General features: G+C 58.6%; 12 protein-coding genes and 1 tRNA gene. 8 read left to right on the top strand and 5 right to left on the bottom strand.

Annotation, left to right across the window (positions count from 1 at the left end; translation table 11 throughout):
* Window positions 1-2: 2 nt before the first annotated feature.
* The 3 genes from ABIQ96_RS16170 to ABIQ96_RS16160 form a co-directional block, all read right to left on the bottom strand.
* A complete protein-coding gene (locus ABIQ96_RS16170; RefSeq protein ID WP_348215655.1) occupies window positions 3-6,782 on the bottom strand; it encodes a hypothetical protein in 6,780 nt (2,259 codons plus the stop codon).
* A 176-nt stretch (window positions 6,783-6,958) separates the two neighbouring features.
* Window positions 6,959-11,377 carry a von Willebrand factor type A domain-containing protein gene (locus ABIQ96_RS16165; RefSeq protein WP_348215654.1) on the bottom strand — a complete coding sequence of 1,473 codons (4,419 nt, stop codon included), beginning with the start codon at window positions 11,375-11,377 and terminating at the stop codon, window positions 6,959-6,961.
* 97 nt (window positions 11,378-11,474) lie between these two features.
* Window positions 11,475-12,065, bottom strand: coding sequence for an RNA polymerase sigma factor (locus ABIQ96_RS16160; protein ID WP_348215653.1), 591 nt, complete (start codon window positions 12,063-12,065; stop codon window positions 11,475-11,477).
* Between the two features lie 248 nt (window positions 12,066-12,313).
* Between ABIQ96_RS16160 and rnhA the strand changes: the two genes are divergently transcribed.
* The 4 genes from rnhA to ABIQ96_RS16140 all read left to right on the top strand — a co-directional run bounded on the left by rnhA (window position 12,314) and on the right by ABIQ96_RS16140 (window position 17,019).
* Entirely contained in the window at window positions 12,314-12,784 is a 471-nt protein-coding gene (rnhA, locus tag ABIQ96_RS16155) for a ribonuclease HI (RefSeq protein WP_348215652.1), read from the top strand.
* 45 nt (window positions 12,785-12,829) lie between these two features.
* Window positions 12,830-13,765: a lysophospholipid acyltransferase family protein gene (locus ABIQ96_RS16150; protein ID WP_348215651.1), complete on the top strand. Its 936-nt coding sequence runs from the start codon at window positions 12,830-12,832 to the stop codon at window positions 13,763-13,765.
* 125 nt (window positions 13,766-13,890) lie between these two features.
* Entirely contained in the window at window positions 13,891-15,693 is a 1,803-nt protein-coding gene (locus ABIQ96_RS16145; RefSeq protein ID WP_348215650.1) for a HEAT repeat domain-containing protein, read from the top strand.
* Window positions 15,694-16,089: 396 nt separating this feature from the next.
* Window positions 16,090-17,019, top strand: a complete 930-nt coding sequence (locus ABIQ96_RS16140) for an N-acetylmuramoyl-L-alanine amidase-like domain-containing protein (protein ID WP_348215649.1) — start codon at window positions 16,090-16,092, stop codon at window positions 17,017-17,019.
* 3 nt (window positions 17,020-17,022) lie between these two features.
* Here ABIQ96_RS16140 and ABIQ96_RS16135 read toward each other — a convergent pair whose 3' ends face one another.
* A complete protein-coding gene (locus ABIQ96_RS16135; protein WP_348215648.1) occupies window positions 17,023-18,603 on the bottom strand; it encodes a glycogen/starch synthase in 1,581 nt (526 codons plus the stop codon).
* 240 nt (window positions 18,604-18,843) lie between these two features.
* Window positions 18,844-19,467: a hypothetical protein gene (locus tag ABIQ96_RS16130; RefSeq protein WP_348215647.1), complete on the bottom strand. Its 624-nt coding sequence runs from the start codon at window positions 19,465-19,467 to the stop codon at window positions 18,844-18,846.
* A 185-nt stretch (window positions 19,468-19,652) separates the two neighbouring features.
* Between ABIQ96_RS16130 and ABIQ96_RS16125 the strand changes: the two genes are divergently transcribed.
* From ABIQ96_RS16125 to ABIQ96_RS16110, 4 genes are all read left to right on the top strand, one after another.
* Window positions 19,653-20,459, top strand: a complete 807-nt coding sequence (locus tag ABIQ96_RS16125) for a choice-of-anchor K domain-containing protein (RefSeq protein WP_348215646.1) — start codon at window positions 19,653-19,655, stop codon at window positions 20,457-20,459.
* Window positions 20,460-20,559: 100 nt separating this feature from the next.
* Window positions 20,560-20,635 (top strand) — tRNA-Ala (locus tag ABIQ96_RS16120).
* Between the two features lie 125 nt (window positions 20,636-20,760).
* Entirely contained in the window at window positions 20,761-21,450 is a 690-nt protein-coding gene (locus tag ABIQ96_RS16115) for a DUF1345 domain-containing protein (RefSeq protein ID WP_348215645.1), read from the top strand.
* Between the two features lie 335 nt (window positions 21,451-21,785).
* Window positions 21,786-22,490: a PRC-barrel domain-containing protein gene (locus tag ABIQ96_RS16110; protein WP_348215644.1), complete on the top strand. Its 705-nt coding sequence runs from the start codon at window positions 21,786-21,788 to the stop codon at window positions 22,488-22,490.
* Window positions 22,491-22,494: the final 4 nt, after the last annotated feature.

Here is a 22,494-nt window from a genome sequence, read left to right as displayed (position 1 = left end):
GGTTATTTTTCGCGGGCAATCCGCCTCGCGCCGCCCATCGCACCTAGCAGAAGACAGACGGGGATCGCGAGCCAGGCGAAATTGCTTCCACTGCGCTTGAGGTCGAGGGTGATCGCCATCGGGCGTTGGCCATCCACTTGCACGCTGCGGCCGAATGTTAGGACGGTTCCACGTTCCGGCAGCGTGATGTCGAGTGCGACCGGTGCGGGCTCGGCGGCGAGCTGCTGGGTGACGATACGGTTGGCGATTTCCTTGAGGGCCGCATTCTCATCGGCGGTGTTGCCTTCGAGGAAACGGTCGAACTGTTTGGGGTCGTAATTCGAATCCCCGCGAAGAACCGGGTTGGCCTCGGCGGCGCGGTTGATCTGGGCGTTGTCTGTCGGCGCGCCATTGCTGGCGTTGTCGAGAACGAGCTTCTGGCGGCGGGTGTTCAGCCCGAGCACTGCCTGCTGGGTCTTGAGCTGGCGGAGTTGCACGCGGGCATCCTCGCCGGAAGCTGCGTCGAGCTGATTGCTGCGGACGGCGTTGCTGAAGGCCTGGCTTGCTTTTTCCTGATCTCCGGCAGCCAGCCAGCCGTTCGCTTGATCCAGCAAAGCGACCGCGCTCTTCGAATCGTTCTCTTTTTTGCTCTGCACAAACGACTGATAGTCCTCAAGCCGGAACACCCCCATGGCAGCCTGCTCCTTCAGGTCGAAGTCGCCGCCGTGGTCGGTCATTTTCCATCCTTCCGGCACAAGCACGCGCCAGGTTAGATTTTCCATCGGCACGTTGAGGACCGGGCCTTCAAGCCGTTTGCCATTGCCGGTTCCTGCGGAATAAACAAACCGGACGGTGGCGGGATGCGAGACTTCGGGTGAAGGGAAAATGTAAAACAACCATTCGTCTCCTTCGCGCACCAGAGTGGCTCCTTCCTCGTTGACGAGCACGTTGAAAAGCGCGGCACCCTTCGGCAGCTTCAGTCGCAAGGTTCCTTTGCCGACCACCTGCATCTTGAGATCGACAGCCGTCAACGCGTCACCATCGGGCGACATCAGAGTAGTTAGAGAGCCGTTGGCAACCCGGAGCTTTTGCAACTTGGCGAGTTCGTTCCGTTTCAAAACGACAGGCAGTGGTCCTTCCGGATCGGCCACCCGGAAGGCCATCAGCGGAGCGACATTTCCCGCGACCTTGCCGAGGCTCGATTGGACAACCGCCCAATCGGTCTTCTGCCATCCCCGCGGCAACGTGCCGGATTCCAGTTCCAAACGCCCACCCGCACGGATCGCCACGAAATAGGACATCTGCCTGACCTGCTCCAACACTACAGGTTCGATCACTTCGCTGCCGTCGTCCTTGCTGGTGCGTTGGTATTCCAGTTCGACGGTGGTTTCACCAGCGACTCCGCGCTGGAAATGGATTTCCCAAAGCCCCTGTTCGCCAGCAACCGGCACCAGGTCCGCAACGGCGGAGCCATTCGCTCTAACCGTAGCGGCGGCCGTCGCATCCAGTCCGGGAATGCGCACGCGCAGTGATTTGAGCGCGGCGTTTTCGATTTTATAACCCACAACGACGCGAGTGACCATCTGCCCTTCGCGCAAGGTCGCTTCATGAAAAACCTGGGCGGTCACCCATGGATCAAGACGGCTGATTGCAAGTCCGAGCGACCAATCGCCCTGCAACAACCGATAGGCCAGCGCACCCGGACGGGCGGCCGCGCGAGCGGATTCCTGCGGTGCGTCGGCAAGCTCGCGGGGATCGAGTTGGGAAACGTTTTTCCGATTCACCGCGAGCACCTGCAAGCCACGCTCCGGGACGATGGTGACGACACCTGTTTCACGCGAAGCATCGCGCAACGACAAGCGCGGCACCTGCCAGTTTGCCTGAGGCCCGGTCGGATGCCCCGTCATGGTTAGACTGAACACACGTTTACCGATCGTTTTGCCGTTGAGATGCAGGGTAATGACGCGTTTGTCGCCAACCTTGCCGTCCGTCCAATGACTCAGCCCTTCACCGGTAGCAGCTTCGATTTCCAAACCTTCAGGAACCTCGATGTCCAAACGGAACACCCCGGAGCGGGTGATCGTGACAGTTAGATCGGTGGCGACCACCAGACGATCCTCGCCGAGAGATACCAATTGCCACGAGTCCGCCCGCAGTTCGGGGGCGACCGCCGTGACATTCACGTGCGCGCTCACCTCGCCGGAGCCGTAGCGATAGGCATTCTGGAGCAACGCCAGCGGTTTGCCCTCCTTGTCGCGGGGCAGGAGTTTCCCGTTGAAATCCTCGGGATTCACTTGGGAAAGTCCGGAGACTTTTACGGTTTCCGGTTGGGCATCCTCGCCGAATGCCAGCGCGAGAAATCCAATCTCGCCCGCCGAGCCTTCGACCCGGACCGGTTGGAGATCGAGTTCCATCGGCAGGGTTCCGGCACCACGCTGGGTCTCGATCGTTAGACCAAACGCCTGATCCTGCGCGGGTTCGATCGGCACGCGGAGCTCGTGCTTTTCCGGATCGAAACGCCACGAGCCCGCAGGTCCGTCCACCACATCGCTGACAGTGAATCCATCGGGAATTTTCATCACCAATGAGGATACCCTGCCTTGCGCAGGACGGATCGCCACACGATGCCGTCCATTGACCACGCCGGGCCCGGGCAGGAAAAGGTTTGATACCTCTGCGAAGAACCGGGTCTCCTCCGCACCGACGTCGCGTTGGACTGGACGGGCTTGGATTGTCACCGGGTCGGCCGGGCCAAGCACCATCACCGCTCCACTTTCGTTAGATGCCAGACCTTCGAGTGTGGTGACCTTGGCAGCTCCGGGCGAGAAGAACTCCCAGCCGCCTTGATCCCAATGCAGCGTCACCTGCCGCATCGCTGCGACGCCACCGGGTAAATTCCAACCTTGGGCGGGATTCGCCAGAGGCATTTCAAACACCGCCTTGCCCGTCATCCGCCCGGCGGCTTCAGCCACGATGAAATAGGCACTCGCATCGCCAAAGGGAGCTTTCACCACTTTCATTCCAGCACCTTCGAAACCACTCAGCACCGCGGGTTCGCGCAATAACAGAAACCGGTCTCCGACTTCAGCGCGCAGCGTCACGTCCATCGTACCGCGCGCACGGCCATCGCGGATCTGCCAATCCTGGATCATCGATTCCACCGGCTTGAGGTCCGGCCCATTCGCGGCGCGGGCGTCGTTGAAACAGAACGCTGTTAGAATCAGCAGCGCGGCGGTCACTTCCGCCGCCTTGGGCCTGTGCAGGCTTAGAATCGCCTGCCAGACCCGTGGCAACCACCACGCCAGTGCAACCAGCGTGAGAATGGCAAAAAACAAAGTCGTTCCACCACGGATTGATAGAAATGAAGCGCCCACCAAGGCAAGGCCGCAAGACCTCCACCAGCGATCTCCGAGCGACCAGCCACGCAGGACAATCGCGACACCGGCCGCAAACATCAGCCACATCCCCCACCCCGTGCGGGCTTGCCATGGCGCGACGTTGCCAAGCTCCACCGCGACCTCGGTGCCCGCCGCCACCACCGGCGCGGCATACTCCAGCACGCTGGCATTTCCGCGGCTCGTTTGCGCAGCCGAAAATCCCAATCCAATCGAAGTCAGAATGAAAATTACCCCAAATAGAATCGCCAGTGCCTGCGAGACCTTGCCTGACCGGCGTGCCCCCAGCGCTAGTGTCACCACGCCTAACAAAATCACCGCGGCGACATTCCGCGAGTGCCTCGCCAGCCATTCCCAACCGCTCTCCGCGAGAGCGGGCTTCACCAATTCCGCCGAACCACCGCGTGGCACAAGCTGGCGTCCTTCGTCGCCGGCAACCGTCCATTCTCCGATGACGACCGGTGCCGCGAGCCTCGGCGCGGCAAGCCTCGGACGGGTCGCGCTATCAGACCGTCCGCCGTAGCGCAACGTAACCTCCACCGCGCGGTTGGGATCCGCTTGTGAGGAAAGCGGGATCAACGTTTCGCCGCCGTCGGCACGGGCGTTCACCGCTTCGCCATCGACCTTGGCTTCCCAGAGAGAATCCTTGCCGGGCAGCGTCAACCGCAACGCGCTGCGACCTTTTGATTTCACGAAAAACCGAGCATCGGTCACCCATTGTCCATCGCGGGAAACCTGGCTGGAGAGCTTGAGGAAATCGACGACCTGCCCGACGGTTTCACCGGGCTCGAACCATTCGACCTTCATCCCGATCTTGAAATCACGCGCGGTGTATTGCCAAGCCTTGAGGGTAGGCGCACTGCTGAGCAAGCGGAACTCCGCCGGCAGCTCGCTTGAATCAATCGCGAGCAACGGCCCCTCGCTAACAGGCGTGGCGAATTTCACCTGCAACGGGCTGACGACCTGAATATAGCCTCGCTCAGCCTGCACGTCGAGAGGTCGGACCTCGCCGGGAGTTAGATCACCGCCGCGGGCACTCATCGGCTGCTCGAAGGTCAGGAGAACCGTGCCGGTTCCGAGGACGGGACGCGAGAGCGGAACGATCACCGTGTTTCCTTCACGCCGCCAATCCCGGCCGACATTCTGTCCGGTCACGTCAATGTTGCCGATTCCTTCAGGCACTGAAATTCTCCATTCGGTGGCGGGTGCGCCGACGACGAAATAGTTGATCAATACGCTGCCATACGCCGATCCCTCCTTCAGCGAGTAGAGATGGAATACGTCGGCCTGCACGCTTTGGCCCAGCGCGTCGATCTTCAACGCGACCTGCCAATCTCCTTCGCGAAGACGAAACGCCTGTTGCAGACCCGCAGTCTTCTTCGGGAAGAACGTGATCGGCACTTCGGCAACTCCCGTGGTTTTTCCCGCGACCAGGCGATAGCCAGCGGCCGCCACCGCGCCGACATAACCTCGCCGCGATTTCACGTTTGGAAATCCTAACGGCTGGAGATTCCAATCACCGGCTTTCGCGGCTTCGTTCTTTTCCAGGCGCACGCTGACGAGCTGCCGATTCATCACCGCCTGTTTGAAAATGATCTTGAGCCGGCGTTTGCCGTCCTTCACTTCACCTGCCACCACATAATCAGCGACCTCCGCGCCGGTCACCGACGCCACGGCATGATCGGCGGGAATTTCCAGTTCCCACTCGCGCAATGGAGCCTCGCGGATGTCCAGTTCCAGATCCGCATAGACCCGGCGATCCGTTTCCGCAACTTCATAGACAGTCACCTCGGTCACGCCGACTTCCGGCAGAACCTGATCCGCACGGATGGCGTAGCCATAGTCCGCCGAAGGAAACCGATAGACAAACACCTGTCGCAACGACTCGTCCACTCCGCCAGGAAATTGTCCCGGCGCAAGCTGGATCAGCCCCTTCGCGTCCGAAACTTCGATTCTAACCGCACCCTCGTTCGCCACCCGCAGCCAGCCGCTGTGGCGCAACGCTCCTTGGGGAATCATCCGCAATGCCTCCGACCTAACCGGGAATCCGCCGAGCGCCGCCTGGGCCTCGATGACGATCCGCCCGCTGCCCTCGATGGGGCGACTCAATTTCACCTCCAGCCGCCGCTTACCATTTTCCTCGACGACGGACCAGCCGAGCACCGGTTCGCCGGAAACAGCCAGCACCTCGCCGGGGCCATCGAGCGAGAGAGTCAAGGCAGCGAGCTTACCTTGCAGCACGCGCAGATCCATCACGGTCAATTGCCGCATCAATCCGCTGCCGATCCGCACGTCGGTCGATTCCGTGCTGGAGAAAAACAATGCGCCGTCTGCCACCGCTCCCGCCGCGCGCCAAGCCATCGCGCCCATGCCGGTAGCCGGGAGGAATCCCCGCCAGGCATCGCCGGATCGCTCCGGCACCACGGCAAGCGCGCGGTCGAAGGCGACGCCGTTGCCGAGTCCTTCGATCCTAACAGGAACAACGACACCGGCGGGCAGCTTGAAATCGAGCGACCGCCAATCGCCTTTACGGGTCACCGGCACATCGAATTCAATGGCCACCGGAAGATCTCCACCACGTTCGGCCACCAGATCGTAGCCATCATTTCCCCGCAAAGTGACGTGCCAGCCATCGCCGGAGACGCCACCGGACAAGGCCGCACCGCCGCTAAATAATTCCGTGCCCGAGCCATCCGCCGCAGCGCGGGCGGTGGCAGTCAACCGGAAGGCGACGCTGCCGCCATCGGCCGAGAGACGTCCTGTTAGCGAGGCATTCATCAACTCCAGCCCGCGCGAGCCCGCTCCGCCGGGAGAAACGGCGAACTCGACCATCGCCGGGCTGTAGCCGAGGAACTTGTGGTTGTTCGTGGCATCCACCGGATAGAGTCCGTCCGCTTTGGTCACCCGGAGGTCCATTCCCGCATCGGGAATGATCGAGATCGACATCGAAAATCCGTTGGCGGCTCCGGGTGCCGGCAACAACAAGCTTCCCACTCCCTTTGCAAAATCGAGCTTGGTTTTGACCATTACTCGCAGTTCCGAAGGCGACTTGCCTTCCTCCAACACCGGTCGGATATCGATAAATCGGGCTCCGTCGGGAGCGACACGAACCGACCAGTCGCGCAGTCCGTCGCCAGTGACGGACATCACATCACCACTTCCTGTTAGTCCGAGCGATAGTGTCTCCGGCTTGCCCTGGAGTATCCTGAAATCGATCTTCTGCTCACTGGAGATCTGGATCAGGCTTGCGCGTGCCAGCACGTCGGCGGTGGCGGAGAAGAACAGCGGAGCTTCCTTGGGCGCTTTCCCTAACGGCACCAGGACGACCCGGTCGTCGGGTTCCTGGGCGAAGGTGAGGCCTGCGAGGGCGGTCAGGAGTGTCGCGACACGTTGGAAGTGCGTTTTCATGTGAGTTGGTTTTCTATCACGGCTTCCGGGCCGCTTGGGTAAAGGGTGTGTAAAATTGTCGCCCTGGACTGCGTGCAGCTCGCTGCCGCTTTCGCCAGCTAGCTTGCTGGCAAGTGTTCGCAGCAAGCTACGAACACAAAGCGGCAGCGAGCTGCACGCAGTCCAAGGTGGATGAGTTACTTCAACTTCTCGATGACTTGGAGCATTTCGCCGACGCGGGCGCTGGCTCCGTAGAATTGCTTCACCGAGGCGGTTGGACCGGCGAGCAGTTTGAAATCGATGGCATCGGCCAAGGGGCCGCCCTTGAGTTTTTCGGCGGCGAGCAAGGAGAGGCCCGCGAGTTGCATCGACGGTGAGGCACGATCGAAGGCGGTGGCGGACGACTCATGGGGAATCGTCCAGCTCCGTTCGACCATTTCGCTGCTGGCGGTGTCGCGGAAACGCACGCTGACCTCGCCGATCTCACCGGTTCCTTCGGGAAGCGTTTCAACCTGATAGATCGCGACCCCCGCTTCGTCCGCGGCGAGTTCTGCCGCGTCCACGGAGTCGTTGCGGAAATCCTCGGTCTTGAGCCGGTCTTTTTCGAAGCCGATGAGTTTGTATTTCCCGACGCGCTGCGGATTGAAGTTCACCTGGACTTTCACGTTCTCCGCCGCCGGGCGGAAGGCTCCGGCGAGTTGGCGGGCGAAACTGTCGTTCCTGGCGTCGCCCACGACGTAATAGCGGCCGTTGCCGTGGCGGGCGAGTTCGCCTAACAAACGATCGTTGAGTCCATCCGCGCCGATGCCGGCGATATCGAACGCGATGCCCTTCTGACGGAGGGAGGTGACTTGTTTCGCGAGCCGTTCCGGGTTGGCATTGCCGAGATTGGCCGCGCCGTCGGTGAAGAGGACGATGCGGTTCTGGGCACCGGCGAGCTGATGACGCTCCGCCATTTGCGCGCCGAGTTTCATCGCTTCTTCCAGATTCGTTCCGCCTTCGCTGGCGGTTTGGTTGATGATCTCACCGAGCTTTGCGCTTTGATCACCGGCCAATCCGTCGGCCAGCAAATGCGGCGTCCGGGAAAACCCGACGATCGTGACACTGTCGTTTTTGGTCAAAAGTCCGCCGAGTTGTTTCAAGGCGTTTTCCATCGCGGCGCGGCGATCCTCGCGGACCATTGATCCCGATTGATCCACCAACAACGTAAGCCGCAACGGTTGCGACGCGGCGCGACCGACCGACGCGGTGCGCAACGCCACCCGCACCAGGTTTCTCCCGGGAATGATGGGATGCGCGGATTGCTCGACCGTCGCGGCGACGGGTTCGTTAGAAGTTGGAGCGGGATCACCGTAGTCCACGGCGTTGTAAAACTGCTCGGGCTTGACGCTTTGCGGATCCGGCATTTCGCCTTTCGCAATCGCCGCCTTGGCGAGTTGGAACGAGGCGTCGCTGATGTTGAGGGAGAAGGTGGAGTATGGGTTTTCCGAAGCGGGTATTTCCTCCATCAGGTCCGCGAGATTCACTTTCGCATCCTCGGCCTTGCCCAAATCCATTCCGCGGAAAAGGTATAAACTATTATCTTCATCCCACGGTTTTTTCTCACCCAACTTGGAAGAATCCCAATTCAAATTCGACTTTTCAGTGAAGATTTCAGGATCGGCACTAAGGTTCGACGAAAACTCAGACAGTTCAGAACCGGCGCGGAGATTCATATCACCGAACATTATGGGGTGACTACCACCAGCAGTGACATTACCCATCTCGATTTCGGGAACAGCAGATTCGGAAGAACCGGTTAGTTTGCCTTCCTCCAATCTTTTCAATGCTTCACCATCTTCAGCTCCGCCGGACGGAATTGAGCTCGCCGGAGCGTTCTTATCGGTAGGAACCTTGAGTTCCCATGACGAGTCCACCTGTGACAGCAACTCGGCGCGAGTGTGATCGTAAGCGGCGCGATAGTAGTCGGTTTTTGCTTGGGCGACTTTATCCAATCCGCGGCGGGCTGCCGAGTTATAGGGATCCGTTTTCAGAACCTCTTCGTAAGCCTTCTTCGAATCATCATTCTTACCCAAATTGAAATTACCTTCCGCCGTGTAAAGTTCCTTGCGGACCTTGTCCATGTTCTCTCCGTGTTCGGCGGTGAGCGCCGGGTTGGTGCGGATCGGATCTTCCAAGACGGCCTTTCCCCGCTGGGAAAGATCACCAAGATCTCCTTCCGGTTTCCGCGAAGCCGTTGGTTGTCCAGGAGGCGGGACCGCACGGGGCCTGATCTTTCCCGCGAGCTCGTCAACTTCCGATTGTTTCGCAGGGACCTCTGAGGAATCCTTGGCGGCGAGGGTCGGCATTTTTTTTGACTGACGGTAGTTACCTTTCGCTTTAAGGTTGAGGGATAACGGGCTGCTGGTCGTCGGACCGTCCTCTTCGTCAGATAGAGACTTCTTATTTTCACCGGCAGTGCGATTGGGATTATTGAGAATCGCGTCGATGGAGTTGCGGTTGATCGCCTGGTCGCCGCTGCGCAGGCCGTTGGTCACACTGTTAGCGGCGAGCTGGTCCGGGTCTGCTGGAATCCCATCAACGCTGGTGCCATTGACCGGGCTGACGAAATCACCTTTTTCTGCCTGCTCCAGAGGAGTTTCTTGAGTGGAGTCATCGAAGCGTTGGCTCAGGTTCATGCCCGCGCGGGGCTGACTCTCTAACTCTCTAGTATCGGTCCGCCGACGTGAGAAAGAGCTGAGTGAGGGTGCGTCGTCGTTCTTCGCGAGTGTGTCCGCCGAAGCAGCCGCGTCGCGCAATGCGTTATCGGCCTTCAACCCAAAAGAAGAGCCTCCGACGATGTCGATTCCTCCTCCAAAGCCTCCCGCTCCCCTTGTGTTGGGGAGCTTCGGGGCGGATTCCAATTTGGACGACTCCGCAAGTTCCGGAAGATCGGTGTCTGCCACCGAAGCCTGCGCAGGTTCCGCCGTCTTTCTCCCTGTCACCAACCGCTCGCGCTTGAGGTCCTGCTGGGCCTCCGCGAGCCCTGCTTTGGATTTCGCCAAGGACATCGTCATTTCCTTACCTCCATCAGCCGTGCCCACAGGTGCGGCGGCCGGAGAAGCGGGGCTGGCAGGTGCTGCGACAACGGCCGATGACAGGGAAGTAGAAGATTCGGGCAAGGGATCTTCGTGAATGACGATGGAATCAGAGGGCATCTTTCCTGTGATTGTCTTGTTGATCTGCTCTAACTTCATCGTTTGGAGAAGCTGTTGATCGGTTTCAAAATCGCGTTTGGCATCGACGTAGTCTTGGGCGTCGAGTCCACGTTTGATCGCTTCCTCATGAGTGTCGTTCTTCATCATCTCGACATTTTTCAATCGATCGGATGCCATGCTCAGCTGAGTCTGAAGAGTTGACCTCAGGTTAATGACGCTCTCGTCAAGCTGACGTTTCATGGCGTCGATATTTTCAGCTGCCGCCTTAACCCGTGGGTGGTTATCGCCCGATCCTTCGATTTTCAGACCGCCGAATGCGCGTTTCGCTTGAATGTATTGTGGATATAAATTGCGGACGGCATTTTCCGGCAAATCGAGCCCCGAAGCATACTGCAACAGCTCGTCGTTGTCATATTTCAACAAACTGTTGATCTGACTCTCCATCTGCATCTTTTGAGTCTGCAGGTCGTTGTAGGTTTGAAGCGCGCCTCGGGCGGCTTGGTCTTCATCCACTCCGCTAGCGCCATAGAACGAATCCTGCCCCTTGTAGATGATCCCTTTGGTTCTGACGATGGTGGCCAGCACCTTGCGGCGCTCCTCGACCTTGTCCTCCTGGTCGCGGACGGCTTTGTTAAGTTCATACAACTCTTTATTCGTGTCGCGTTGGTCGATCTCAGTCCGGTAGTCTTTGTAGGCCAAGGCTACTTCATGGGCGATCTCTTTGGCATCCTGCTCATTGGCGTTTTTTACCCGGATCGAGATCAGATCGGTTCCACGGATGTTCTGAGGTTTGACACTGTCTTTGAGGATCTTGATGGCATCCTCCTTGTCCACTTTCCAGCGATCCGTTAGCGCAAGTTTATCCACCACTTTTCCAAGGGAATTGCTGCTTTTGATTTTTTCAAACTCCGTCCCGAAAAACTCTGCGGTCATTTTCGGATCTTGCGACTTCTCTCCCTTCGTTTTGTCGAAACCCAAATCCATCGACGACCTCGACTTGATCTCGATGATGGCCTCGCTCTCGTATTTCCAAGGAATCAGCCGGGTGATCACCAAAGCCAACATCAAACACGCTGCAATGGCGAGGATCGCCCTGCGCCCGCTGCGGCGGATGTCCCGTTCTTTTTCGAGTTCCAATTTTACGACCTTTTCCTCACCGAAAATCTCATCCAACAGCTTGCGTTTCTCCGGCGGGAGTTTCCACGAGTGATCGGCTTCGGAGGCTTCGGCTTCGGTGAGAAGTCCGTGGAGGGCGCGCATGCGGCGGCGGAAGACGAGGAGTTCGGGGCGTTCCTCACAGAGGCGTTCGAGCTCGGCGGCTTCGAAGGCGGAGGATTCGCCTAACACCCATGCGACGATGCGGGCCTCAACGGGCTGGTCGCCGACGGTGTCGAAGGGAGTTGGAGGTTCGTGGTCCATGGTAGGATTGGGGATCGGAGATTGGGGATCGGAGATTGGGGGTCGTGGATGGAAGAACGGGGAAGAAGATCTGAGATCTCCGGTTACTGATCTGCTATCAGCCCTCGGGGCTTTCCACGCCGAGGCGGCGGAGTGAATCGGCGAGGTTTTTCAAGGCGTGGTGGAGTTTGTAGCCGACGTTGCCGACGCTGATGCCGGTGCGTTTGCTGATCTGGTCGTATTTGAGACCTTCGTGGTATTTGAGGGAAATGAGGGCGCGGTCATCTTCGTGGAGTTCGGAAACTAACAATTGAAGGGTGCCGATAGCTTCGAGTTTTCCAAGGGTCTGTTCGGGATCGGGTGACTGGCTTTGGAATTCGCGGCCGTCTTCGATGGGAGTTTCGCGTTTGTGATCGCGGATGTGGCTGAGGGCGAGATTGCGGATGCAGCGGAAAAGCCAGGCTCTCGGGTGGATGACTTCGTCCCAGTGGGCGTGGAGTTTTAAAAACGCGTCCTGAACGAGGTCTTCGGCGGTTTCCCGCTGACCGACGAGGCCGTGGGCATAGCGGAGCAACGGGGATTCCTCCGCATCGAAGACCTGCCGGAGTGATGGTTTTTCCTCCATGGGGCGTTTCAAGGGGCGGAATGGAATCACCGGCCGGACTCCGGCGTCAGCCTGGGAACGGGCGCTGGAGGTCAGGGTTTCCATGAATCGACGGGTGCGTGGTCATGCTTTCGTCAATGAAGACACGGATGGAGGGATTTCCTTAGAAAATAATTTGGAGAGAAAATTTACCGCAAAGGCGCGGAGGTCGCAAAGGGACGCAGAGAAAGAGATTTGGACAAGGAAGGCAGGAAGGCCGGAAAAAGAGAGCTTTGCGCCTTTGCGGTAAACTCTTTGGGCTTTCGGCCCGTTTGTCTTGTCAGTGAATCGCCGGGTGAACAGTTTCCCCGCGAATGAAACGGGTGGTGATTCATACGGATGGCGGCTGCAAGGGGAACCCGGGGCCGGGCGGATTCGGTGCGGTGCTGGTCTTTGGAAAACACCGGATGGAGTTGTCCGAGGGCTACCGGCTGACGACCAACAATCGGATGGAACTGCGGGCGGCGATCGCGGCTCTGGAAATGCTGAGCGAGCCGTGCCAAGTGGAGTTGCACTCGGATTCGAAGTATTTGATCGATGCGATTTCCAAGAAATGGATCGACGGATGGAAAAAGCGCGGCTGGCAGACGGCGGCCAAGCAACCGGTGAAGAACCAGGATCTCTGGCTGCGCCTGCTGGCGGCGATCGGCGGGCACAAGGTGGATTGGCGCTGGGTGAAGGGCCACGCGGGGAATGTGGAAAACGAGCGTTGCGACGAGTTGGGAAACATCGCGGTGGCGGGGAAGAATTTGCAGGAGGATGTGGGGTTCGAGGGAGCAAACTGAAAGCACGGCTTGCAGTCACGTGAGCTGGCAGTTTCCTTTCCCCAAGTGCCTGACAGCAAAAAATCACGATGGAGCGCGAGGCTGGGAGTCTTCGGCGATTTGCCGACGAAGCTGATGCTGCGGGCGCTGCGCGTGACACCGTTTTTCCTCGAACCGGTGCTGATCGCGGGCTGGACGTTTTTATTTTTCCTTGTGGCAAAGGCGCAACGACGGGCCGTTGCTGGAAATTTAAAAGCGCTGCATCCGGAATGGAGTTCACTGCGGGCGAAGGTCGGCGCGTGGCAGGTGTTCTGGAATTTCGCGCTGACCTTCGTCGATGCGATGCGCTGTGAAACCGGAACCGGTGCGGTGGATTGGGCGGTTGAAGGACTCGCCCACATGGAGGATCTGGCGCATCGCAAGGAAGGCTGCATCATCCTAACAGCGCACATGGGAAACTACGACATCGCCGCCCCGATGTTCGCTTCGCGCTTTCACCGGACCCTCTACACGGTCCGCGCACCCGAGCGGGAACCGGAAACACAAAAACTCCGCGAGCAGGAAGTCCGCCGGAAAGAGGCTGAAAATCCGAATTTCCGCACGCTCTACAATCAGGAGGGAAACCTTCTCGGCATCGAGCTCGCACGATTGTTAGGCGAGGGTCACATCGTGGCGGTGCAGGGCGATCGGGTGATCTTCGACGTTTCTCCGATGGATGTGGAGGTCGAGTCGGGGCTAACGATGCGGATCCCCAAAGGCCCGCTGTTCCTCGCGAGGGCAACGGGTGCGCCGTCATTTCCTCTGTTCATCGTCCGAGACGGATGGCGCAGATATCGGGTCATCGTGCTGCCGGAAGTGGATCTTCCGCCAAGGAAACGTGGCGTGGACGACGATGCCGCGGAGATCTGGGCGACGACGATTCTCAGCATCGTCCGCAAGCACTGGCGGCAATGGTATGTCTTCGAACCGCTGCTGACGCGCAAGCCGGGCGCCGCAAGGTGAAGTTCAGGATTATTCCCTGACGGCCACCATGATTTCGGGGAGAATGCCAACCCAATGATTTCAATTTTTTCCAAGAAAACCCATCCTGCCGCGTCTTCTGTTTGGATGAAATCCTTCCACCGCCCATGAAAGCCTTCTTCCTGTCGCTTTGCCTCACCTCCTTCGCCTATGCGGGCAACCCCCTTCCCATAAAAACCGAGTATGGCGCCAAGTTCCCAGTGCCTACCGGTGCGGAGGTCAGCCTGAAACTCCCGGAAAAGCTGAGGCTCGGCGATGCAATCCCCGGCACATTCACGGTTAGAAACGCCGGTGCCGAGCCATTTGAAATCTCCACCGGCGGCGATTATCGCGGGACGGGTTTTCCCTTACGTTTGAAAATCCGAGTCACCGACACGCAGGGCGGCGCACTGCCGGATGCGAGCGAGGGGCTGCCGGAATTCGGCGGCATAATGGGTTCCCAAAAAATCGAACCTGGGGCCGCATTCGACATCACCTTCCCGTTGGCGGGCTATGTCACCTTCCCCGGCGCGGGGATCTACACGGTCGAGGCCTGCCATGATCTCGGCTGGCTCGTGAACGAGGCTCGGCCCCATCCGATAGGGAAAGCGCGAATCGAAATCGTCATGCCCACCGCGGATGAGGCGGCAGCCCGTGTGCGTGATCTCTGTGCTGGCGATGATCAAGATCGGCTCTTTCAATTGGAGAAGCTCAAGAACGGCGTGTTCCTGCCTGCCCTCATCCGTGAGGCTGAGGCCGGTCATATCGCCGCAGTGACAGGCATCGCCGGGATCTCCGGCAGGGCTGCATTCGAGGCTCTGCTCAACCTGCTAGAGCATCCATCGGCCGATATCGTCAAAGCTGCGGGAAACTTGTTAAAGTGGCGGATGCCCGCCTTGTCCACCCCAGACAAACCCGCTTTCCCATCGTGGAAGGAGAATCGCGCCGCGCTTGAAGATTGGTATCCGAAATACCGCGAACCCTTGCTCAAATCCGCACTTGCCCTCCTCCACAGCAAGGACGCCGAGGCTGTGGAACTCGGCGCATCTTTCATCCAAGCCCAGGGCGATGCCTCCCAAGCCGGACCTTTGTTGGAAGCCACCCAGACCGCGCTCGACGGGCCATGGGAAATCCGCTCTGGAAAAGGAGCCAACGTGCTCGATCCACCACCGCCCCTGCGCAGCCTCATCGCAGCCATCGACGCCCTGCGCGGCCGTGGATGGAGCCTTGGCCCAGACCCCGCTGGCGGCTCAGCCGTCCTACTCGCCCAGTTCCGCGAACTCGCAGATCCCACCCTACCGCGTCCTGCGACCGACCGCTGGCAACAGACGCTCATTGCTTTCAGCGATGCGAATCCTCCGACATTCCGGCAGAACGCCATTCTCGCCATTCCCACTCCCGTTTCAGATGTGTTTGAACCCACACTCATGAAGGCACTGGAGGACAAGGATTGGGGCGTCCTGCGCACCGCTTGTGAGGTGGCGGGCAAGTCCGGACGCGCTCTCTTCATCCGTCCGCTCTGCCAGATTGTGGAAACCACCCACGAGACTTTTGTCCAATCCGCGGCGAGTTCCTCTGCATTTGCCCTCGGCGCCCGGGTGGAATTGTGGAACGCCTGGTGCGAGGTCATCACCGATCAGGACTTCATGTCCGAGGCCCTGAGACAACTGGCCTTGGGAACCATCGACCTGACCTCGGGTAGCAGCAGTGGCAACAGCAATTTCACCCGCGAGGAGCGCTTCGCCATCCGTGACGCCTGGCGTAATTTCATCCGGAAAAACAGCGGACGCCTTGCCCGCGGCGAACGTATTTCCGCCGATGATCCGTCTGTTTCCCCTGCCCTAACTGGTTGCGACATCCATGCTCAGGACCCCGCCGTCCGCTTCCAACTGCCGGGCGGCAAACAATGGCCGACTCTAACTACTCCCTAGAACCATGAAAGCTCCGCTTCCGCTTCTCGCATCAATCCAGCTTCCAGCCCTGTCTTCAGAAGGGCTCGCGAAAGTGGCCGTTTTGCCCCGGGTGTCGATCTCCACCCTCCAAAGAATGAGGCGGAAGCACTGAAATTCATCCGCACCTACGGAGTGATATTGGAATGCGTGAAATTGAATGAACTCAAATCGCTATCCTGGAAACCGGAGGAAACCGGAGGAAATCGCCAGACAGACGCACAACGAGATAATCCGCAAGATGACCGAAGGGTGTCTGAGGGCCTTCCGGTGAGGAAGCACGACCGGAGCCAGCGTGATTTTCCCGAATGTTCCCTTTTACCGCCCCGGATTTTCGGCTATGGGGAGAACATGAAATTTTCGTTCACCCGATTATGCATGGCAATCGCGCTCCTCGGGCTGGATGCGGCACAGGCCCAGAAGCCGATTCCTCCGGCGGTGCCCCCGCGGTTGCCATTGACCACGGTGTTCCAAGGCGATGCGAAGTTTTATGCGGTTGTCGCCAAGGCCGAGCGCGAGAACTGGCGCAATCTGCCGATCGGCGAGCGGACCATCCGCATCGCCCGCGAATTGGTCGGCACTCCTTATATCAATTACTCCTTGGAGGTCGATGACCGCATCGAATCCCCGGTCGCCAATCTCAAGGGCATGGACTGCTGGACGTATTATGAAAACGCATTGGCGATTTCACGGATGCTCAAATACAAGCCGGCTCCCTACAAGCCGCAGGACATGCTGCAGATGGTGGAAATCGAACGCTATCGGAACGGTGTCTGCACCGGAAACTACCTGAGCCGGATGCACCATCTGGAAGAGGTTTTCTACGACAACCAGCGCCGCGGCTATGCGACCAACATCACCTCGCGGATTCCGGGCGCGCAGAAAATCCACCGCGAAATCCACGAGATGACGGTGCAGTGGAAAGCTTACCGCTATCTCCGATCCGATCCTTCGTTGATCGAGCCGATGGGCAGAATCGAAGCACAGGTATCCAACCTGCCGGTCTATCATGTCCCGAAATCGAAGGTGAGGGACGCCGAGAAATATCTTCAGAATGGCGACATCTGCGCGATCACTTCGAATGATCCCACCGGCTACACCTCCCACGTTGGCATGATCGTCAGATTAAATGACCGTGCCTATTTCACCCATGCGACTTCGGATCGCGACAAGGGGCGGATGGTCATCATCGACCGGCCGATCAGCGACTACGTGAACGGGGCATCGAAGCACGCGGGCATCATCGTCTGCCGGCCTAACGATGTTCCAGCATCACCTTTGTGGCAAAACAACGTCGCAAGGCAGTGATCGTTAGAAGCCGGGAAGGCTTTCAGTCAGACTTTCTGCGATCGCCTTGATCACCTCGCCGGATTCCTTCTCCACCAGCGGACGTGCGAGCATTTCCTCGTAGATCGCGATGTAGCGGCGGGCCACCTCCTTGTGACTGAACTCCTGCTGGCTTTCGATCATTACGCGACGGATCTCGCGTTCGCGGATTTCGGGCGGAAGTGCGTAAAACTCCATCGCCTGGTCGATCGACCAGCGGAACGCATTCGAGTTGTAGTGGTCGAAACGGAAACCATTGCCCGTCGAATTTCCGACATCCAGCGGGTGGACGGTGTCGTAAAGGCCGCCGGTGGAGTGTACGATGGGAAGGGATCCATAGAGCGGCGAAGTCATTTGCGGCAAGCCGCACGGCTCGAACAACGAGGGCATCAGCATGAAATCGGAAGCCGCATACGCGAGGCGCGAGAGACGTTCCTCGAAATCAACGATCGCCACTCGATGCCGCAAGTCGAACGCGCAGACGATTTTATCGATCCATTCCTGATGAGGTCCGTTCGCGACGACAACGACCTGCAAGTCGCGGTCCCAGTAATCCGAAACCAGACTGTGCAGGATCTCAGTGAGGAGCTGCGGGCCTTTTTGAACCGGATCGAGACGCGACGGCCAGAAGAAGATCGGAGCGTTGACATCCTCGTTCAGTTGAAGCTCGCGCTGGAGGGCCAGCTTGTTAGCCGCCTTGCCCGCAACGAAATCCGCCTCGGTGAAATTCTGAACCAGCGAGTCATCCGTCGCGGGATCGTAGGACACGTCCGGCGCATTGAGAATTCCAGCAGAACATCCTGCCGCATACTTGCTGCGCAGCTCGGCGCGCACCGAATCCGGAACCACCGCATGCCAGCCTTCGACCATTTCCCAAAGGAAACGCGGACTAACAGTATTGATATAGTGCGCCGCGAAAATCCCCGAAGTCAGAAGGTCCACCGGCACATGCGACCGGGCGTGGTCGTAGTTGGACGGCGGGCCGGAGAAATAGAGGTTCATCCAGAACTCCGCCGCATCAATTCCCGCTTCCTCGATTTGCGCCAGCGACACTTGCCGCGTGTGGATGTTATGAACCGTGAAAAGACTCTTGATCCCGCGACGCCGGGCCATCGCAGGAATCAGCGCGGTCATCCAGTCGTTGCAGTGCACCAGATCCGGCATCACCCGCGGGATGATGTGGTTGATCACCTCACGCTGGAACACCAGGGCGATGCGCATCGACTCGTCGTTCCGGTTGCTGTAAACCTGTTCGCGATAGTAGAAAATCCGATCTTCCGCTAGATGGATGTGTGCTTCCGGCAGAACCTCGTGGTATTTCCTCAACTCCCGCTCGTGGAGGTTGAAAATGTCTCCCTGAAACATCCGCCGATAGTTCGGCATCGCCACGTGGACATCCGCTCCGAGTTCGAACAACGCCGACACCAGCGACGCGGAAACGTCCGCCAACCCCCCCGCCTTTGCAGACATCCGTTGGGCCATGTTTCCCATGCCTGACGGCAAATAGGTGATCTCAGGCGTGACAATGAGGATTCTGGGCTTGGGGGGCTTCGGTGTGACTGACATGGGGCGCTCGATTGAAGTCGTTAATCTATCCGGTGTGATATTGGTGGGTATTTCAAAGTATCGCCACCTCAATCTGCGAAAACAGGGTGAAAATTTCACGCGTTGCAATTCGCACATCCCGTTGGAACACAAGTTGCCGCGGGGATGACTTTTCGATTGGACACATTGCCTTCGGCTGCTCAAAATGCATGATTTGGACCAAGATTCGGAGAATCAAATCCCGCCGGATCATGCCAGTCATCATCGGACTGAATCCGACAAATGACGGATGCAAAACTGCGACCACGTCTCCAAGCGCTCGAACCATGGACCATTCAAATCCGCGAGCGGCGTGAACCCCAAATCCGACAACGCATCTTCGCGGGACGCCACCGCATCGGATTTCAAATCCACCAAATGGACAATTCCCAGATGAACTTGTCCCACCGGATTCGACTCGTCATTCAGCAAGGCGATGATCCGGTGCTCGTGCTCTTCGGGTAGGTCCAACTCTTCCTCGATCTCGCGGGTGACCGCCGCATGATAGGCGGCAGGACCGGTCCGGCCACCGCCGGTATCGACAGGATTCACATGACCGCCCACTCCCACCGAAATTTTGGCGTGGAGGCGGCTTTCGCCACCTGATTTGCCGCGGGTGTAATGCAGGATGCGGTCACCGCAGCGGAAGATGCAGTAGGGGATCAACTGCTTGTGGCTGGGATCCTCCTCGGCCGCCGCCCGATCCATGAAAAAATGATTCGCCGGATTCAGCAGCCGTGCGACTGCGGCCTCAAGCCCTTCCGTGCGGATCCCCTCGAACATCCCCACTTCATCCAACAATGCACGCGGCACCACCAATACTTCCTCTCCGGCATACTTCGACATGCCGCGGAGTATGGAAACGGAACACCGTTCGCCAAGTCCTCATGCATTGATCTTCAGACTTAAATTATACGGGTTTCCTGAGATTACGCGATCACGTGATTCCTTATGTCCGATTTTGTGACATTGTGAGTCCGTCAGCAGGTCACCCCGCCCCTGACAAAATCCCCCACCCCATCCCCCCTGCTATGAAGATCCCCCTTGGTTTCTTCGCCATTCTCGGCATCGTTTTCGCGATTTTCGAGATCAGTGCGAAAGCTCAGAACCTGCCAGGTTCGCTCAGTTTCACAGTTTCCGGCTCGTTTGAAAACGCCGCCAGCGAAAGCAGCAACAGCCTGCTCATTTCGGATAACAACCTCACCAACGGCTATGCCGCGGGCATGGATCTGACCGACGCGCCTGCCAGTCTGTCTTCCAGCGGACCGACCGGTTCCGCAGCCTTCCAATGGGGCACTCCTTCCACCACATCAAACTACCCCCACAGCAGCGCCCTGTGGTTTGAGCCGATCAGCGGGACCAATATCTCGCCCAATGAGTATTTCAGCGTCGGCAATCTCTACTATCGCAACGGCACCATTAAATCCAATACCGGAGCCTCTGCCGTGGACATCGCCCTGAACCTTCATTTCTCCAATCCGTCCGGCATGCCCGATGTAAACGCCACCTTCACCAGCGATCTCGTCAATTCCCCCAACTCCAGCGACCCGATTGCCAGTGCCGATATCGTCTCCCTGCGAAACTGGGCGTCCCCTCTGAACTACACAGACGCGCAAGGAAACCGCTACTACCTCGAACTCACCTTCAAAGTCGACCAAAACACCATGGACGGCACGCTCTCCACCCAGGATGAATTCCGCGTTTTCGAAGGTGATCAAGGTCGTGCGGAGTTGCTCGGCCGCTTCACCACCTCGCCCGGTGCGATGGCGATTCCCGAGCCTTCCACCGCCATATTGGGTCTCCTCGGTGCGGTCGCCCTTTTCCGCCGCAAACGCTGAATCATCGAAAAATGTGGATTCCTTCGGATACCCGCATCTTTTTCCAAAAATCCTCTTGCCCATCCCCGGTGCCGCCGATAAACCTCCGCCCCACCCGAAAGGGGCGTTAGCTCAGTTGGTAGAGCACTTGCATGGCATGCAAGGGGTCAGCGGTTCGAATCCGCTACGCTCCACCATTTCGATCATTGTCGGCAGTGATAGAGACGACACGGTTTGACGGACTCTTGCGAGGTGCAAGCCATGTGGACGACGGGAGGGTTAAGCTTGTTCTATCGGCCGCGAAGCCCTTTCCTAGGGATTCATGAACGCATCCATGTCATGGCCCGCACGGACGTGGCGGCGCATCATCGAAGCCGAGTCCCACCACCATCTGGCGACGGCTTTGGTCGTAGGAGGTATCGCACTGGCGGCAACCCTACGTTTTTTCAAATTGCCGGTGAGCCTGGCGATTTCATGGGATGCTTTCGCAACCACCAGCCTGCTCCTCGCATGGGGAGGCATGCTCGCCCACGGAGCCAAGGCGCGGGTGCGGAATGCGGATCAGGAAGACTCGAATCGGGCGGTCATCGCCGGCTGTCTGATCGTCGCCGCGCTGGTCAGTTTGGGCGCGGCGGGTGTCTTGCTCGGCAAGGCCAAGTTGTTGCATGACCAGCAGGCGCCGGGATTCGCGGTGATCGAGCACGTCGTCCTTGCCGCGGTGACCGTGGTACTTTCCTGGAACCTCGTCCACACCTTGCTGGCCATCCACTACACGCACATGTTCTATGCGGAAAGCGAAGGCTTGGGACTTGATTTCCCAGAGGAAAAGGAGCCCGACTTCCTGGACTTCGCCTATTTTTCATTTGTCATCGGAATGACCTTCCAGGTTTCCGATGTCCAGGTGACCTCACGTGAAATCCGCCGCATCGTGCTGGTTCACAGCCTGCTGTCATTCGCCTTCAACACGGTCATCGTGGCCTTCAGCATCAACCTGGCGACAACACTGCTCTGACGGATTTGGATGAAACATCCGTCCCGAGTTTGCTTGCGGTAGTCGTGGGGTTGACCGGCCGCAGATTGATAGGAATGCATCGAAAAAGCAAGGTGCTGACGAAGCAGCACTCCGTCGCCACGCGTCCCGGGATGTTTTTGTGGGTACGGCAGATCAGTTGTTTCCATGCGTTCGATGGTTGCGCCGCGTTGCGATTTGCAACCCGCATCGATTGTCTTGCAAGTAGGGTAACGCCCCATGGATTGCGGCACTCCGCTCGGATAGATTGAAAGTGTGATCCGAGGAATGATCTGCCCCAGCGGCGGATTTCCCGGAAAGCAGGGAGAAACAACATCATGCTCAGGAACATTAAAGACATTTACGGCATCAAGCTTGCCGCCACGGACGGAGACATCGGCCATGTGAAGGATTTCTATTTCGACGATCAAAGCTGGATCATCCGCTATCTGATCGTCGATACGGGATCCTGGCTCCAAGGCCGGCAGGTTTTGCTCGCCCCTCATGCGTTCGACGGATTTGGTCCCGATGGCGAAACGCTGTCGGTGCGCCTGACGAAGGAGCAAATCGAGAACAGTCCGTCGATCGAGTCGCACCGGCCCGTGACGCGGCAGCACGAGAAGGATTATTATCACTACTACAGTTGGCCCGCCTACTGGGATTCGACCGGACTGTGGGGCATTGGCGGCCTGCCGACCTTGTCACCGTCACTCGTGCTGGATAACGACGCGAAAAAGGAACGGGAAGCCATCGACGACGTCCACCTCAGGAGCACGCGCGCGGTCGCCGGATATGCCATCGAGGCGAGCGACGGATTGCTGGGTCATGTGACCGGTTTCCTGGTGGATCACAAAAGCTGGGCCATCGCCGACCTGATCGTTGAAACCGGACACTGGTATGCCGGCAAGCAGATCCTGATTTCTACGGCGTCCATTCTGAATATCTGTTATGAGGATTCCAAGGTGTCGGTAAAACTCACGCGGGCGGACATCCAAAGCACCTTGGAAGATGACGTCGCCAGGCCCGCCTTCTCCGAACGCTAACCGA

This window comes from Luteolibacter sp. (assembly GCF_039920825.1).
Classification (GTDB): Bacteria; Verrucomicrobiota; Verrucomicrobiia; order Verrucomicrobiales; family Akkermansiaceae; genus Luteolibacter.
Note: the sequence above shows the minus strand (reverse complement) of the source record. Positions and strands in the feature narration are given on the sequence as shown.

Excerpts from the sequence above, each read along its gene's own strand:
- ABIQ96_RS16110 (WP_348215644.1), top strand. The coding sequence starts at position 21,786 with ATGCTCAGGAACATTAAAGACATTTACGGCATCAAGCTTGCCGCCACG.
- ABIQ96_RS16160 (WP_348215653.1), bottom strand. The coding sequence starts at position 12,065 with ATGGAAACCCTGACCTCCAGCGCCCGTTCCCAGGCTGACGCCGGAGTC.
- ABIQ96_RS16165 (WP_348215654.1), bottom strand. The coding sequence starts at position 11,377 with ATGGACCACGAACCTCCAACTCCCTTCGACACCGTCGGCGACCAGCCC.
- ABIQ96_RS16115 (WP_348215645.1), top strand. The coding sequence starts at position 20,761 with ATGAACGCATCCATGTCATGGCCCGCACGGACGTGGCGGCGCATCATC.
- rnhA (WP_348215652.1), top strand. The coding sequence starts at position 12,314 with ATGAAACGGGTGGTGATTCATACGGATGGCGGCTGCAAGGGGAACCCG.
- ABIQ96_RS16145 (WP_348215650.1), top strand. The coding sequence starts at position 13,891 with ATGAAAGCCTTCTTCCTGTCGCTTTGCCTCACCTCCTTCGCCTATGCG.
- ABIQ96_RS16135 (WP_348215648.1), bottom strand. The coding sequence starts at position 18,603 with ATGTCAGTCACACCGAAGCCCCCCAAGCCCAGAATCCTCATTGTCACG.
- ABIQ96_RS16125 (WP_348215646.1), top strand. The coding sequence starts at position 19,653 with ATGAAGATCCCCCTTGGTTTCTTCGCCATTCTCGGCATCGTTTTCGCG.
- ABIQ96_RS16130 (WP_348215647.1), bottom strand. The coding sequence starts at position 19,467 with ATGTCGAAGTATGCCGGAGAGGAAGTATTGGTGGTGCCGCGTGCATTG.
- ABIQ96_RS16140 (WP_348215649.1), top strand. The coding sequence starts at position 16,090 with ATGGCAATCGCGCTCCTCGGGCTGGATGCGGCACAGGCCCAGAAGCCG.
- ABIQ96_RS16170 (WP_348215655.1), bottom strand. The coding sequence starts at position 6,782 with ATGAAAACGCACTTCCAACGTGTCGCGACACTCCTGACCGCCCTCGCA.